The 14,410-nt window shown below is 67.5% G+C and carries 16 protein-coding genes and 1 pseudogene; 11 read left to right on the top strand and 6 right to left on the bottom strand.

Annotated features, from left to right (window positions below):
• Positions 1-5: 5 nt before the first annotated feature.
• From A5624_RS27575 to A5624_RS18515, 3 genes are all read left to right on the top strand, one after another.
• On the top strand, positions 6-365 hold the full coding sequence (locus tag A5624_RS27575; RefSeq protein WP_082976118.1) for a hypothetical protein: 360 nt from the start codon (positions 6-8) through the stop codon (positions 363-365).
• A 127-nt stretch (positions 366-492) separates the two neighbouring features.
• Positions 493-1,116 (top strand): C40 family peptidase, encoded by a 624-nt coding sequence (locus tag A5624_RS18520; RefSeq protein ID WP_231999638.1) that lies wholly within the window; start codon positions 493-495, stop codon positions 1,114-1,116.
• Positions 1,117-1,474: 358 nt separating this feature from the next.
• The gene (locus A5624_RS18515) at positions 1,475-1,798 is read left to right on the top strand and encodes a putative quinol monooxygenase (protein ID WP_066869073.1); all 324 of its coding nucleotides are present in this window, start codon (positions 1,475-1,477) and stop codon (positions 1,796-1,798) included.
• A gap of 7 nt (positions 1,799-1,805) precedes the next feature.
• Here A5624_RS18515 and A5624_RS18510 read toward each other — a convergent pair whose 3' ends face one another.
• Positions 1,806-2,486: a guanylate cyclase gene (locus A5624_RS18510; RefSeq protein ID WP_066869070.1), complete on the bottom strand. Its 681-nt coding sequence runs from the start codon at positions 2,484-2,486 to the stop codon at positions 1,806-1,808.
• A gap of 153 nt (positions 2,487-2,639) precedes the next feature.
• On the opposite strand from A5624_RS18510, the gene A5624_RS18505 reads away from it, so the two are divergent.
• Positions 2,640-2,849, top strand: a complete 210-nt coding sequence (locus A5624_RS18505; RefSeq protein WP_066869068.1) for a hypothetical protein — start codon at positions 2,640-2,642, stop codon at positions 2,847-2,849.
• Here A5624_RS18505 and A5624_RS18500 read toward each other — a convergent pair.
• On the bottom strand, positions 2,801-3,634 hold the full coding sequence (locus A5624_RS18500) for an adenylate/guanylate cyclase domain-containing protein (protein ID WP_066869064.1): 834 nt from the start codon (positions 3,632-3,634) through the stop codon (positions 2,801-2,803). The two genes, A5624_RS18505 and A5624_RS18500, sit on opposite strands and share 49 nt — an antisense overlap.
• A gap of 121 nt (positions 3,635-3,755) precedes the next feature.
• Between A5624_RS18500 and A5624_RS18495 the strand changes: the two genes are divergently transcribed.
• Both A5624_RS18495 and gnd read left to right on the top strand, forming a co-directional pair.
• A complete protein-coding gene (locus A5624_RS18495) occupies positions 3,756-5,165 on the top strand; it encodes a glucose-6-phosphate dehydrogenase (RefSeq protein WP_066869061.1) in 1,410 nt (469 codons plus the stop codon).
• Between the two features lie 16 nt (positions 5,166-5,181).
• Positions 5,182-6,204 carry a phosphogluconate dehydrogenase (NAD(+)-dependent, decarboxylating) gene (gene gnd, locus A5624_RS18490; protein WP_066869058.1) on the top strand — a complete coding sequence of 341 codons (1,023 nt, stop codon included), beginning with the start codon at positions 5,182-5,184 and terminating at the stop codon, positions 6,202-6,204.
• A gap of 106 nt (positions 6,205-6,310) precedes the next feature.
• Here gnd and A5624_RS18485 read toward each other — a convergent pair whose 3' ends face one another.
• Positions 6,311-7,174 (bottom strand): alpha/beta fold hydrolase, encoded by an 864-nt coding sequence (locus tag A5624_RS18485; RefSeq protein WP_066869055.1) that lies wholly within the window; start codon positions 7,172-7,174, stop codon positions 6,311-6,313.
• 122 nt (positions 7,175-7,296) lie between these two features.
• Here A5624_RS18485 and A5624_RS18480 point away from each other — a divergent pair, with 122 nt between their 5' ends.
• The 3 genes from A5624_RS18480 to A5624_RS18470 all read left to right on the top strand — a co-directional run bounded on the left by A5624_RS18480 (position 7,297) and on the right by A5624_RS18470 (position 10,048).
• Positions 7,297-7,773, top strand: a complete 477-nt coding sequence (locus tag A5624_RS18480; protein ID WP_066869050.1) for a VOC family protein — start codon at positions 7,297-7,299, stop codon at positions 7,771-7,773.
• Positions 7,774-7,881: 108 nt separating this feature from the next.
• Positions 7,882-8,790: an alpha/beta fold hydrolase gene (locus A5624_RS18475; protein ID WP_066869156.1), complete on the top strand. Its 909-nt coding sequence runs from the start codon at positions 7,882-7,884 to the stop codon at positions 8,788-8,790.
• Between the two features lie 31 nt (positions 8,791-8,821).
• On the top strand, positions 8,822-10,048 hold the full coding sequence (locus A5624_RS18470) for a wax ester/triacylglycerol synthase domain-containing protein (protein WP_066869154.1): 1,227 nt from the start codon (positions 8,822-8,824) through the stop codon (positions 10,046-10,048).
• Here the strand turns inward: A5624_RS18470 and A5624_RS18465 are convergent, their stop codons facing one another.
• A complete protein-coding gene (locus A5624_RS18465; protein WP_066869047.1) occupies positions 10,049-10,663 on the bottom strand; it encodes a hypothetical protein in 615 nt (204 codons plus the stop codon).
• Positions 10,660-12,240, bottom strand: coding sequence for a pyruvate, phosphate dikinase (locus tag A5624_RS18460; RefSeq protein WP_066869043.1), 1,581 nt, complete (start codon positions 12,238-12,240; stop codon positions 10,660-10,662). The genes A5624_RS18465 and A5624_RS18460 overlap by 4 nt, the downstream gene beginning before the upstream one ends.
• Before the next feature lie 209 nt (positions 12,241-12,449).
• Between A5624_RS18460 and A5624_RS18455 the strand changes: the two genes are divergently transcribed.
• Entirely contained in the window at positions 12,450-12,971 is a 522-nt protein-coding gene (locus A5624_RS18455; protein ID WP_066869040.1) for a DoxX family protein, read from the top strand.
• A gap of 120 nt (positions 12,972-13,091) precedes the next feature.
• Positions 13,092-13,643, top strand: coding sequence for a hypothetical protein (locus tag A5624_RS18450; RefSeq protein ID WP_066869037.1), 552 nt, complete (start codon positions 13,092-13,094; stop codon positions 13,641-13,643).
• A 474-nt stretch (positions 13,644-14,117) separates the two neighbouring features.
• Here the strand turns inward: A5624_RS18450 and A5624_RS18445 are convergent.
• Positions 14,118-14,410: pseudogene (locus A5624_RS18445) on the bottom strand (hypothetical protein); the annotation flags it as partial.

Raw genomic sequence — 14,410 nt, 5'->3', positions numbered from 1 at the left:
GAGCTGTGGCCGCCGAGGATCGTCTCGAGCCGCCCGCGGAGTCGGAACGGCGGGCGCACGCGCTCGACGAGCGCGAAGATTCCGTTGCCCGACGCGAGGCGGAGTTGAAAAGGCGGGAATTTCAGGCCGGTAGACGAGACCGGGTCGCCGACCAGCGTGAGCAGATCGCCGACGACCGCGAGCGGGCGGCCGACGAACGCGAGCAGCGAGCGGACGAACGCGAGGGCTCGGCCGCGGAGCGCGAACGCGAGCGGCTGCGGCGCGTGGACGAACGAGGCAAGCGCGTGCGAGCCCGCGCCAAGCGAGAGCAAGCCGACGTCGATCGGGAGACGGCGCAAAGCGAACGAAGCCGGGACAAGGCTTAGGCCTCCGCGGCAAGCGCCCGGGGGCTGAGGCGGGCGCTCGGCAACCGCAGGCGCTTAGCCGCCGAAAATATACCGGTGCCTAATAAGTTTGCTCTAGGTGCGGCGCACGTCATGGTCTGAATAGCGAATGACCTGCGCCACAAATTTTGGTTCACGACAATTGTTATTGCTAGCCTCCCTGCCCATGGTCGTTATTGCATCATTGATGTCGTTAATCAGTCAGGTCTCCGGCACGCCCTATATTGCGGGTGGAGATTCGCCCGCCGGGACCGATTGTTCGGGACTCGCGTCCTGGATTGCTAATGCCGCAACTGACAGGCCCGTTTTCGGGGATCGATTCAACACCGGAAACGAAGAGGGTGCATTGTTGGCGCGCGGCTTCCAATATGGAACCGCCCCCAACGCGTTGGTCATCGGCTGGAACGGTGGCCACACGGCGGTGACGCTGCCGGACGGAACGGCGGTCTCCAGCGGTGAGCGCGGCGGGGTGCACATGGGCGGTGCGGGCGCCTACCAGGCCGGATTCACGCACCATATGTTCCTTCCGATGCCCGCGGAGGACGCGCCGCCGCCGCCGCTGTTCGCTCCGCCGCCCCCGCCCGACGCGCCGCCGCCTCCGCCGGACGCACCGCCGCCCGCGCCCGACGCTCTTGCGCCGCCACCGGATGCGCCGCCGCCACCGCCGGACGCTCCGCCGCCACCGGCCGTCCTGATCGACGCTCCGGCGCCGCCGGCTCCGCCCGGAATGTGAATTACATTTATCCGGCCACGCAGGAATTGCGAATTGATAACAAAATACATCCGACGTAGTTCGCCATAATGGATTGTGTCCTCGGTAGCGCGAGCCGAATCGGGTGGCAGTATCGGTAGTGAAATACTCCCGGCATCGTCCGGTTTGTGAGCTCCGCCACTGGAACCGTGCGGTGCAAGTGGGCTCATGCGTCTTGAGAGACGCATGAGCCCACTTTGCTCTGACCATTACTTAAGCAAATTACGGCCAGCAGTCCTCCGTCGCGGCGGTCCGCTACCAATCGCGGCCGGATAGGCTGGCGCTGCCCGCGGAGACCGGGCGGGCGTAACCGGAAGCAGCGAACCTAGGCGGGGCCGCAATGATCTTCATCGTCGTCAAGTTCGAAACCAAACCCGACTGGACCGACCGCTGGCCGGATCTCGTCGCCTCGTTCACCGCGGCGACTCGGGCCGAGGAAGGCAATCTGTGGTTCGAGTGGTCGCGCAGCCTGGACAACCCGGCGGAGTACGTCTTGGTGGAGGCGTTCCGCGACGATGAGGCCGGCGGTGTCCATGTCAACAGCGATCACTTCAAGCGCTTCATGCAGGAACTCCCGCCCGCGCTGAAGTCCACCCCGAAGATCATCAATCAGACCATCGATGCCACGGGTTGGTCTGAGATGGGCGAGGTGGCGGTCGACTGACCCTCGACTAGCCGATTGATATCTCGATTTCATCGCCCAGGGCATAGCCCGGTGCGAGCGGAAGCCGGTCACCGCTCCAGAACGACCCGGGGTCGAAGTAGTTCGAATACTTCTCGGTGGTGAGCAACCCCATCTCCTCGTAGGTGATTGCCACCGTTTCCGCGCAGTAGGCCACTTCCAGGCCGAGCCGCTGGCGTTCCTTGCGCCGCTGTGTCGATTCGCGAACCTTCCTGTCCACGAACGGGATTCCCCGCCCCCAGTCGTAGGCGTTCGGGAGCCGGCCGCGCAGCCATCGCCCGGTCAACCGCATGGTGGTGGGAAACGCGGTGCCGTCCATCCGCGCGATCACGCGCAGCAGCTTGTTCTCTTGCTCCCGGGTGGCCGGCGGCGTCAGCTGGCGTAGCCAGCACCGTTGGTGGTAACGCTGCGACCACTGCGTGACCGATTGGGCAAGGTCGTTGAGTTGCACGCCACGATGATTCGTCCCCGTCCACAGGTCGACGAGCTTGTCACCCAGTTCGGCGTGCCAGATCAGCGGCGGCAGGTCGTCAATGGCCACCGTCATGCCGACGTGGTTCACCGGGCTGTTCGTCAGCGTCTGGATCGCGCGGTCCGGTCCCGAGCCGCCGCGAAACAGCCAAAGGTCGCCGGTGCGGGTCTCTTCGAGCGCTTGGTTCAAGGTGAGCATCTTGGTAAGCCCGTCCGCCGCTGCAGGTTTCGCCGTTGTCGTCGCCACTATCAGCCCGCCGGCACGGCGCGCGTGATCCGTCGCCGTGCGTTGCGGGCACACAAGTCAACCACAACCGGGCCACAACGATCCGGCGGCGCATAGCCTGATGTCATGCGCAATGTGTGGAAGTGGCTGGGGTTGGCGGGTGCCGCCGGTGTCGTCGCCGGGGGCGTGCTGGTCGTCCGCGACCAGCGCAAGCGGCGGGCATACACCGCGGACGAGGTCCGCGATCGCCTGCATCAGCGATTGGCCGAATACAACGGCGACGGCGTTCAGTCCGGCTCGGAATCGGCCGGCGACTCGACGGCGAACAAGCGGTAGGTGCCCGAAAAGCCCTTCAGCTCCACATTGCGGCCGTCGTCGAACCGGATGCCGTCGGAATCGGAAAGCGCGTCTCGCACCGGCTGACTCACCAGAATCTGCCCACCCACCGCTTGGGCGGCGACCCGGGCCGCCATCGCGACATTGCGGCCGAACAGGTCGTCGCCACGGCGCACCGAGCGGCCCATGTGGATCCCGATCCGAACGCGAATCTCCTCGCGCCGCTTGCGGTTTGCCTGCCTGCGCAACGCATGCTGCAGGTCGATACCGCACCGGACCGCCTCCTCGGCGCGGGAGAAGGCGATCATGAATCCGTCGCCCTGGCTCTTCACTACATGACCGGACCGTCGCCGCACCAGATCCGAGACCAGCTTGTCGTGCGAGCTGATCAGCTTGACGAAGGCCCGATCGCCGATCCGCTCGTTGAGTGCGGTGGACTCCTCGATGTCGGAGAACAAGATCACCACCCGGCCGTCGGGGGTGACGCGAGCAAGGTCGGGTCGCTCGACTTCGGCCCAGTCCGCGAGGTCTTCGATGCTGCTGCGCACCACGGCGCCGAAGCCTTCCTTGCGCATCAGGTTGGCGGTGTTCCACACCCTCTTGACGGCCTCGCGCCCGCCCGACAGCAACTGGTTGCGGGTGTCGGTCCGCTGGCGCAGCTCGTCGAGTTGCTGTTGGCTGCGCACCAGCAACCGCCACAACACAATCAGCGCGATACCTTCGATCGCGGCGATCCCGGCCAGAACGTAGACCGTGACGTGCAGCGGGTCAGCCATGCCGGTCATCCTTTCAAGGCCGCGGTCCGCCCAGGTTGTCGGCCCTATCGGCAGTGTCTAGTGTTGAGTCCGCCGGCCGCGGGTAGTGATCTCAAGGGAGCCGATCAGGTGACTTTCGGGAGGAGCGGTTTTGGCCGACGACGACAGTAACCCATCTGACCTGCTGGTGATCTTCGGAATCACCGGGGACCTGGCGCGGAAAATGACGTTCCGGGCGCTGTACCGGCTCGAGCGCCGCGACATGCTGAACCACCCGATCGTGGGCGTGGCCAGTGACGACATCACCCTCGAACAGCTGCAGGACCGGGCGCGCGACGCCATCAAGGCATCGGGGGAGCAGTTCGACGACGCGGTCTTCGATCGGCTGGCGGACCGGCTGTCCTACCTGCATGGCGACGTCACCGACGCCGGCCTCTACACGCAGCTCGCCAAGAAGATCCCATCGGATTCCCATCCGCTCTACTACCTCGAGATGCCGCCCGCCCTGTTCGCGCCCATCGTGGAGAACCTGGCGAAAGCCGACCTGCTGGAGCGGGCCCGGGTGGCGGTGGAAAAACCGTTCGGCCACGACTTGGACTCGGCGCGCGACCTCAACGCCCGACTGCGCGCGGTTCTCGACGAAGACCAAATCCTGCGCGTGGACCACTTTTTGGGCAAACAACCCGTCGAGGAACTGCAATACCTGCGGTTCGCGAACAACGGCCTGGCCAAGCTGTGGGACCGCGACAGCATCTCCGAAATCCACATCACCATGGCCGAGGATTTCGGGATCGAGGACCGCGGCAAGTTCTACGACGCGGTGGGCACGCTTCGCGACGTGGTGCAAAACCACCTGCTGCAGGTGCTTGCCCTGGTCGCCATGGAGCCCCCGGTCGGCGCCGGCGCCGACGACCTGAACGACAAGAAGGCCGAGGTCTTTCGGGCGATGCCCGCCCTGGATCCGGAGCGCTGCGTGCGCGGACAGTACCGCGGCTACACCGATGTCGCCGGTGTCGCAAAGGATTCCACCACCGAGACCTACATTGCGCTGCGGACCGAGATCGACAACTGGCGGTGGGCCGGCGTGCCGATTTTCCTACGCGCCGGAAAAGCGTTGCCGGACAAGGTCACCGAGGTCCGGATGTTTCTGCACCACGTTCCGGGCTTTTCGTTTCTGCCCAATCGCCGCCCGCCCGAGTGCAATCAGATCGTGCTGCGCATCGACCCCGATCCCGGGATGCGGCTGCAGTTGTCCGCGCAGGCCGGCGATTCCTGGCACGACGTTCACCTGGATTCGTCGTTCGCCGAGGATCTCGGCGAACCGGTACGGCCCTATGAACGCCTGCTTTACGCCGCGTTCAACGGCGATCACCAGTTGTTCGCCCGCGAAGACGCCATCGAAGAGACGTGGCGAATCGTGCAGCCGGTGCTGGACAAGCCGGGCCGAATCCATCACTACGACCAGGGCTCCTGGGGGCCCGAGGCCGCGAAGGCGCTGCTGCGTGGTCACCACAGCTGGCAAGAGCCGTGGCTGCCGCGCAGCACGCCCAAGGAACAGTAAGGAGACGAGGGACACGATGCAGCTTGGAATGATCGGCCTCGGCCGGATGGGCGCGAACATCGTCCGCCGCGTGGTCAAGGACGGACACGAATGTGTGGTCTACGACCACAATCCCGACGCGGTCAAGGCGATGGAGGGTGAGGACAAAACCACCGGGGTGTCCTCGCTGAAAGAACTCGCCGAGAAGCTGAAGGCACCGCGACTGATCTGGGTTATGGTCCCGGCCGGAACCATCACGACCGGGGTGATCGACGAGCTGGCCGAGACGCTGGACTCCGGAGACATCGTCATCGACGGCGGCAACTCCTACTACCGAGACGACATCCGTCACGCAAAGACGCTGTCGGAGAAGGGAATTCACCTACTCGACTGTGGCACCAGCGGCGGCGTGTGGGGCCGGGAGCGCGGCTACTGCCTGATGATCGGCGGCGACGACGAGGCTTTCCTGCACGCCGAGCCGATCTTCGCCAGCGTCGCACCGGGCGTCGACGCCGCGGCGCGCACGCCGGGCCGCGAAGGCGAGGTCGAGCGGTCGGAGCAGGGCTATCTGCATTGCGGCCCGTCCGGCGCCGGGCACTTCGTGAAGATGGTGCACAACGGCATCGAGTACGGCATGATGGCCTCGCTCGCCGAGGGGCTGAACATCCTGCGCAACGCCGACATCGGCAAGCACGTGCAGGAGGGCGACGCCGAAACCGCGCCGCTGGAACACCCCGAGTTCTACCAGTACGACTTCGACATTCCCGAGGTCGCCGAGGTGTGGCGGCGCGGCAGCGTCATCGGCTCCTGGTTGCTGGATCTGACGGCCATCGCGTTGCACGAATCGCCGGACCTGAAGGAGTTCTCCGGCCGGGTCTCCGACTCCGGGGAGGGCCGCTGGACCGCCATCGCGGCGATCGACGAGGGAGTGCCGTCACCGGTGCTGACCACCGCGCTGCAGTCCCGCTTCGCCTCGCGCTCGCTCGACGACTTCGCCAATAAGGCACTCTCGGCGATGCGCAAGCAATTCGGCGGGCACGCCGAGAAGCCGGCGAACTAGCGGCGATCGCGAGGGCGGCGTGGCCGGGCGAAGCGGGTCGCCGCCATCGAACTAGCGGCGATCGTGAGGGCGGCGTGGCCGGGCGAAGCGGGTCGCCGCCATTGAACTAGCGGCGGTTGACGAAGGCCACCACCGCGTCGCTGAACGCGTCGTTGTCGTCGCCGGCCGCGGTGTGGCCGGCGTTGGACAGCTCGACGAATTCCGCGCGCGGGACGGTAGCCAGGAAGTGCCGCACGCCCTCCGGGCTCACCACGTCGGACAGCTTTCCGCGGATCAGCAACACGGGAATGGTCAGACTCTTGGCGGCCTGCTCGAAGCTCTCGGTGCGCAGTTCGGGATCGTCGCCGGGCTTGGTCATGAACGCCGGGTCCCAGTGCCAATACCAGCGGCCGTCGCGCAGGCGCAGGTTCTTCTTCAGGCCCTCGGGGCTGCGTGGCTTGCTCCGGTAGGGCAGGTAGGCGGCGACGGCGATGGCCGCCTGCTCCAGCGAGTCGAAGCCGTCGAGGCCGCTGAACATGAAGTCGCGGATGCGGGCGCTGCCGCCCTTTTCGAACCGGGGCACCACGTCGACGAGCACCAATCGGGTGACCCTCGCCGGACCGGCCCGGTACGCGGCCAGGATGCCGGTCAGGCCGCCCATGCTGGCCCCGATGATGGTCACCGGGCGACCGATCGCCTCGAGGACCCGCATGACGTCGCCCGTCAGCGTCTCGATCTCGTAGTCGGCGTCGGGCGAGCGCGCGCTGTCCCCGTGTCCCCGCGAGTCGAGCGCTACCACGTGCAGCCCCTCATCGGCCAGCGTTTGACCGGTGTTCTTCCAGGAAAACCGGTTCTGGCCGCCCCCGTGCAACATCAGGATGCTCGGCCGCCCGGCACCGCCGGAGCCGCGATTCCATTCGTCGGCGACCAGGGTGATCCCGCCGACACCGGCAAACTCAACCGTCTCGGGACTGCTGCTGACGGTACTCATGCGATCTGACGTTACATAGGCCGGTTAAGCACTGTTGCGCGGGTGGACGACGCGGTGAGTTTTCGTCGGCGCCCGGGTCTAGCAATGCAGAAACGCACGAGCCGTCAAGGAGGCCGAAGGACATGCCATCGATCACCCCGTCGTTGTGGTTCGACGACAACCTGGAGGAAGCCGCCAAGTTCTACACCTCGGTGTTCCCCAACTCCCACATCGAGGGTTTCAACCAGACCACCGACGCCGGACCTGGCGAACCCGGGACCGTCCTGTCCGGCAGCTTCGTGCTGGACGGCACCCGGTTCATCGGGATCAACGGCGGTCCGCACTTCCAGTTCAGCGAAGCGGTGTCCTTCACGATCCACTGCAAGGACCAGGACGAGGTCGACTACTACTGGGACCGGTTGACCGACGGGGGCGAGGAATCGCAATGCGGCTGGCTCAAGGACCGCTTCGGGCTGAGCTGGCAAATCGTCCCGGACCGGCTCTACGAACTGATCAGCGATCCGGATCGCGACCGGGCGGCGGCGGCCACCAACGCGATGTATGGCATGCGCAAGATCGTCGTCGCCGAGCTGGAGCGGGCCGCCGCACTGCAACAGTGAAAACCGCTGATACAGCGGTGTTTTGACGCCATATCGACCAGGGTCGGTGCGTCGCGCGGCCGCACAGGTTAGGTTGATCCCTGCGGAGACGTCGAGCAGGGAGTGAACATGGCTGAACCAGGCTGGATCGACGTGACCGGGCCTGCGGGCGATCTCAAGTGCCTCACCTGGGGGCCGAACGACGGTCCTATCGCGTTGTGCCTGCATGGCTTCCCCGACACGCCCTATGGCTGGCGCAAAGTCGCGCCGCGGCTCGCGTCGGCGGGCTGGCGGGTGGTCGCGCCTTTCATGCGCGGATACGCGCCGTCGTCGATCCCGGTCGACGGCAGCTATCAGGTCGGTGCGTTGATGGACGACGCCCTGCGGGTCCGTGAGGCCGCGGGCGGCACCGACAACGACGTGATCATCGGCCACGATTGGGGCGCGATCGCCGGGACCGGGCTGGCCGCCATGCCCGACAGCCCGTTCACCAAGGCGGTGATCATGTCGGTGCCACCGTCGGCGGCGTTCCGGCGGCGCGGGGGTGGCGCGGCCGAGCGGGGCCGGCTGGCCGCGCATCTGGCGCGCCAGGTGTTCCGCAGCTGGTACATCGTGTACTTCCAATTGCCTTGGCTGCCTGAGCGTTCCGCGTCCTGGGTGTTGCCGCTGCTGTGGCGGCGGTGGTCGCCCGGTTATCGCGCCGACGAGGATCTGCGGCACGTCGACGCCGCGATCGGGGCGCCGGAGAGCTGGCGGGCGGCGCTGGGACCGTACCGCGCCACCATCCGCAACACCCGGCCGTCGGCGCGGTATGCCGAGCTGAATCAGCTGTGGACCGAAGAACCCCTGCTGCCCTGCCTGTACCTGCACGGCCGCGACGACGGTTGCATGACACCGGCTTTCACGCGCTGGGCCGAAAAGGTGTTGCCCCCGGGCAGCGAGGTCGGCATCGTCGAACATGCCGGGCACTTCCTGCAGCTTGAACAGCCCGACAAGGTCGCCGACCTGGTGCTCGGGTTCATCGGTTCGCCGGGCTGACACCGTGGCCATCGCCGTACCGGGGCACCGGATGGCCGCCGTCGACGCGCAGTTCTACTGGATGTCGGCCAAGATCCCCAACGACGAGTTCCTGCTCTACGCCTTCGACGGCGAGGCCGCCGACTACCCGAACGCCGTCGAGCGACTCCGCGGGCGGGCCCACGCCGAGCCGGCGCTGACGATACGGCTGAAAGACCGCGGCCGGTTGCGCTACCCGCGGTGGGTGCCGGCGGCCGTCACGCCCGAGCAGGTCGTCCGCCACGAGTTGGCCCATGACAGCTGGGACGGCGTGCTGGCCGCGGTCGCCGGCCTCGCGGCCGACCAGCTGGACATTCGCCGGATGGCCTGGCGGCTGCACGTTTTCACCCCGGTGCGCGGCATTCCGGGCGTCGCCGGACCGGGGACGGTCGCGGTGCTGCAGGTCGCGCACGCGCTGGCCGACGGCGCCCGCTCCGCGGCCATGGCGGCCTGGCTGTTCGGCAGGTCCGAGCCGGTGCCGCCGGTGCCCGTCCCACGCCCCGGGTTCCTGCCCTGGCGGGCGGTCCACGCGGCGCGGACCCACCGCGCGCTGGAAAGCGACATCCGCGCGGGCCGGCTGGCCGCCGGGGCCGGGTCGCGTCCGGTGCTGCAGACGAACGCATGTCCCGGCGGCGCCCGCGCGGCGCGGACGTTGGTGCGTCATCGCTCCCAGCTGCCGGGCCCGACGGTCACCGTGGGCGTGCTGAGCGCGATATCCCAGGCCCTCGCCAACCTGCTTGGCGGACAATGCGATTCACTGGGCGCCGAGGTGCCGATGGCCAAGCCCGGCGCGCCGCGGGCGTACAACCACTTCGGCAACGTCGTGGTGGGGCTGTACCCCAGCCTCGGACCGAACGCGCGCGCCGAACGGATCGCGGCCGACCTGGCCAACGGCCGGCGCCGGTTCGAGCACCCGGCCACCAGGGCCGCCGACCTCGCGTTCGCCGCGGTGCCCGCCGGCCTATTGCGGTGGGGCATCGGGCAATTCGATGTACACGAGCGCGCGACCCAGGTGTCGGGTAACACCGTGGTGTCCAGCGTCAACCGGGGGGCGGCCGATCTGAGCTTCGGCGCGGCCCCGGTAGTGCTGACGTCGGGATATCCGGCGCTCTCGCCGATGATGGGGCTGACGCACGGTGTGCACGGCATCGGCGACACCATCGCGATCAGCGTGCACGCGGCGGCATCGGCCGTGCCCGATATCGATGCCTACCTGGCGCTGCTGGACGCGGCGCTCTAGCTATTGCGCATCACCGGATCTGGCGGCTTCTTCGCGGGTCAAACCGACGGCGCCGATCAGCTCTTCGTGCAGCTCGAACCACACGGTGTGGTAGGAGTCGATCAGCGGACGGGTCAGCCACGTCGTCTCCCCGGCCCGCACTTTGTCCAGCGCCGCAACCAGTTTCGTGCCGTAAGCGTGCAGCCTCGGCAGCTGCGCCGCGGCCGCCTCGACGATCGGCATGGTGCGGGCGTGCACGTCGTCGAGGCGGGCCAACACCGCGGCGTCGTAGTCGGCATCGTCATGGGCGTTGGGAGCGCCGCCGGGGCCGCCCTTGAGCTGCCAATCCGTCACCAGGCGTTTGAAGTCGGCGTTGACCGCGCGAAAGTCGGCATAGGCGGCGGCCATGGCGGTCGAATCGATGCCCGCGCGCTCCTCGGCGAGCAACGCCGCGAGCCTGTCGCTGCCGGCGGAGGTGATCCGTAACGTCACGCCTTCGGTCAGCAGTCCGGCCGCGGCCAGCCGCTCGACGGTGGGAGTGATGGCGGCCAGGTCGGTGCCCAGGGTCGCGGTCAGGCCGGCCGGACTCACCCGGCCCTTGAGCCGAACCGCTTGCAGCACCTCCAATTCCGTCATTGTGCTGGTTTCGATGCCAGGCGCAGCGCGGTCAGCATCACGATCAACGGGGTCGCCGAAACCACGTCGGCGTGCCCGGCGTCCAGGGCGGCGCGCACGGCGGCCTCGGAGCTGTCGTCGAGCCGCACGTGGTCGCCCGCCGGGTGGGCGCGCAGCGGGCTGAGCGGCCGCACGATGTCGGCCAGTTCCCGCAGTTCCGGCGTATCGTCCTCCGACCACGCCGACAGGCTCAGCTTGCCTTCGCGCACTTCGCCTTCCGCGCCGTCGACGGTGATCTGCTTGCCGGCCAGCGCTGCCGCTACCCCCTGGCCGCAGCCCACCACCGCGACCCGGCCCAGTTCGCGGCTGACCACGGCCGCATGGCTGGAGGCCCCGCCGACCTCGGTGACGATGGCCTGCGCGGCCAGCATGCCCGACACATCTTCGGGCCGGGTGTGGTCACGCACCAGGATCACCGGCTCGCCGCGATCGGCGGCGCGCAGCGCCTCATCGACATCGGTGTACGCCGTTCCCGAGGCCACGCCCGGGCAGGCCGGCACTCCCTTGGCCAAAAGCGGTGCCGCCAAACGTGTCTCGGGCTGCAGCGCCGGTTGGAGCAGGGTCCGGACATGCGCGGGGGTCACCCGCCGCAGCATCTCCGCATCGTCGATGAGTCCCTCGTGCCGCAGTTGCAGCGCCGAGCGCACCGCCGCCTGTGCCGAACGCTCCGCCGAGCGGGTCTGCAGCAGCCACAGCTTGCCGTCCTCGACGGTGAACTCGATCTCCTGGATGTCGGCCTCCAGCCGCTCCAGGCTGCCGGCGGCAGCAAGCAACTCGTCGTAAACGGCCGGCTGTTCGTCGCGCAGCGCGACGATCGGTTCGACGTCGACCGATCCCGAGACCACGTCGTCGCCCTGGCCGCCGGGCAGCCATTCGCCGAACGGCTCGTTGTCACCCGTTATGGGGTTACGCGAAAAGAACGCTCCAGCACCGGAATTGGGGCCGAGATTGCCGAAAGCCATGGCCTGCACGACGACCGCGGTGCCGTGCTGATCGTCGATTCCGTAGTGGGCGCGGTAGGCGATCGCGCGCGGCGAATTCCAGGAGGCGAACACCGCCTCGATGCCCGCGCGTAACTGTGCGTACGGATCGGAGGGCACCGATTCGTGTTCACCGACGCCGACGATGCGCCGATACATTTCCGTGAACCGCCGTCGGCTATCGCGGGCGAAGGCCTGGTCGCCGGCTGCCGCCAGCGCCTGCTCGACGGCATCGTTGATGCCGAGGTCAAGGATGGTGTCCATCATGCCCGGCATCGACTGGGTGGCTCCGGAGCGCACGCTGACCAACAGGGGCTGCGGGCCACGCCCGAACGTGCGCGAGGTTTGCGCTTCCAGCCAGCGCATCCGGTCCAGAACGTCGTCCCAGATGACGTCCATGGTGGCCACCGGGTCGGCGAGATAGCGCAGTCCCACCGCGGTGGTGATGCAGAACGCCGGCGGTACCGGCAGGTTCTGCCGGCGCATCGCGTCGATGCCGTGGCCCTTGTTGCCCAGCAACTCCCGCGGGTGGCTCGACCTTCCGTCCAGCAACACCACGGAGTGCTCGATGGGCGGGACTCGTCTGCTTGACGCGTGGGTGCCGCCTCGTGCGGTACGAGCCGTGGTGCACCCCCTTTGTGGCATAACTACTGATCGGGCCGACGTCGGAACGCCCGCAATGTTCCCACACGGACCAGCGGATTAAGCGACGTAGCTGCTCGGCGGCTCTTGTCCTGCCACCCATCCCATGATCTAGGTTTACAACTATGACTTCATATGACACGTTCCATGACGTCGGAGTACTGATCCTGCGGCTGGTGTTGGGCGTGACTTTGGCTGCGCACGGCTACAACAAGTTCTTCGGCGGGGGACGCATCCCTGGCACCGCGCGCTGGTTCGAAAGCATCGGCATGAAGCCCGGTAAGTTCCACGCCACCGTGGCGGCGACCACCGAAATGGCCGCCGGCCTGGGACTGGCCGCCGGCTTTCTGACCCCGATCCCCGCGGCGGGCTTCGTCTCGCTGATGCTGGTCGCGGCCTGGACCGTGCACCGCGCCAACGGCTTCTTCATCGTCAAGGAGGGCTGGGAGTACAACCTGGTGCTGGCGGTCAGCGCCGTGGGCGTGGCCACCCTGGGCGCGGGCAAGTACAGCCTGGACTACCTGGTCTTCGGGAAGAACTGGTTCGACGGCTGGCAGGGTCTGGCGATCTCGGCGGGGCTTGGCCTGCTTGGGGCGATCGGCCAATTGGCGATCTTCTATCGGCCGCCGGCCAAGCAAGCCGGTTGATCTCGCCGCTGATGTCGCCTGGCGATGCGCTGCAGCTCAGAGCGCCTCTATAAGAGGCGCCGTGCGCGACTAGGAGTTAAACTCACCGCCGTAGCTCTTTGCCCAGCAAAGGAGGCACCCATGGCCCGCCTGCGTTCCCGACTGGCCCGCGCGGGCGTGGTTACCGCCATGACCGGTCTGACCGCCACTGGGTTAGCCACGACGGCCGCGGCCGACCCCGCCAATAATCCGGCCGACGTGCAGACGCTGATGAGCCACCTCTCGGGCGGCTACACCCCCGCCGACTGCCACCCCGCCGGCGCGCACTCCGCCGTGGCGGTAGCCGCGGTCAACTGTGACAACTACAGTCACGATCCCGGCGGCCCCTGGAACGCGGATTACCTGCTGTACGCCAACACCGACGATCTGAACGCCGACTTCCAGCGCAGCCTCACGGAGGCCCCGCAGACTCTGGCGCAACCGTTCCCTGATGGCACCAAGGGGCCCACCGAGTGGAATCGCGGCGGCCATAACGGGTCGGTGGTGTTCCTCGGCACCGGCCGAGACGACGGCGTCTATCTGGTCTGGACGGACATCCCCGCGCGGACGCTGGTGGTCGCCGAGCAGGGCATCGCCCCGGAGAGCACCCAAGCCGCTCTGTACGACTGGTGGCAGGCCGAAGGCGTTCGCTGATTCGAGTTCGCACCAATTGTGGAGGTGGTCGAATGGTCTCGGAGGAAAGAGCTACTCGGGGTGCGCCACCGCGCCACAAAGCCGCGCTGCGGCTCTATATATTCACCAGCGAAAAATTAGGATCGGGTGCCATGGCGAATCGAACGGGCAGGGCCGCAATGTGCGTTGGTGCCGTGCTTGCACTGGGACTCGGGGGCATCGGTGGTGTGGGTATTCCGCGTACCAACGCCGCCCCCGCGCCGATCGAGGTCGCCCCTGCGCCGATCGCGGCCCCGACGCCCGCATCGCCCGACGGCGTTTGCTGCAACGACGCCGTCCAACCCCAAGCAAGCGGCTCGGACTGCATAATCGGCCTGAACTGCGGCCAAATTCGGCCGCGTCCTCGCCGGACGGCGCCGGCGCCCCTTCCTCCGCCTCCTCCGCAGCAATAGTCTTACCCGGCGCTGCCTTCGCTCGGGTCTGACCGCTCGAGCTTTACGTCGTGCCGTCTCCCTCGCTCAGTAGATCCTCGGGGTGATGGAAGGTGTTGGTCCGCGGTTGGCCGCGGTCGAGGTGTGGTGGGGGGATCCATTCGGTGTCGCCGTTGGCGCGTTTTTGGGTGGTCCAGCCCTTCTCGAGGAGGCGGTGGTGGGGTCCGCAGGCCAGGGTGAGTTGGTCGATGTCGGTGCGGTGAGTCTTGACCCAGTCTTGGACGTGGATGCTCCTATGCAGCGTCAAGTGTGTCGAGTGATGGGTTGAGGTCGGCTTGGAGGGCTCGGTAGAGCTCG

The organism is Mycobacterium sp. 1482292.6 (assembly GCF_001672995.1).
In the GTDB taxonomy this organism is placed as follows: Bacteria; Actinomycetota; Actinomycetes; order Mycobacteriales; family Mycobacteriaceae; genus Mycobacterium; species Mycobacterium europaeum_A.
The sequence above is the reverse complement of the archived record's forward strand: the minus strand, read 5'-3'. Positions and strand labels throughout refer to the sequence as shown.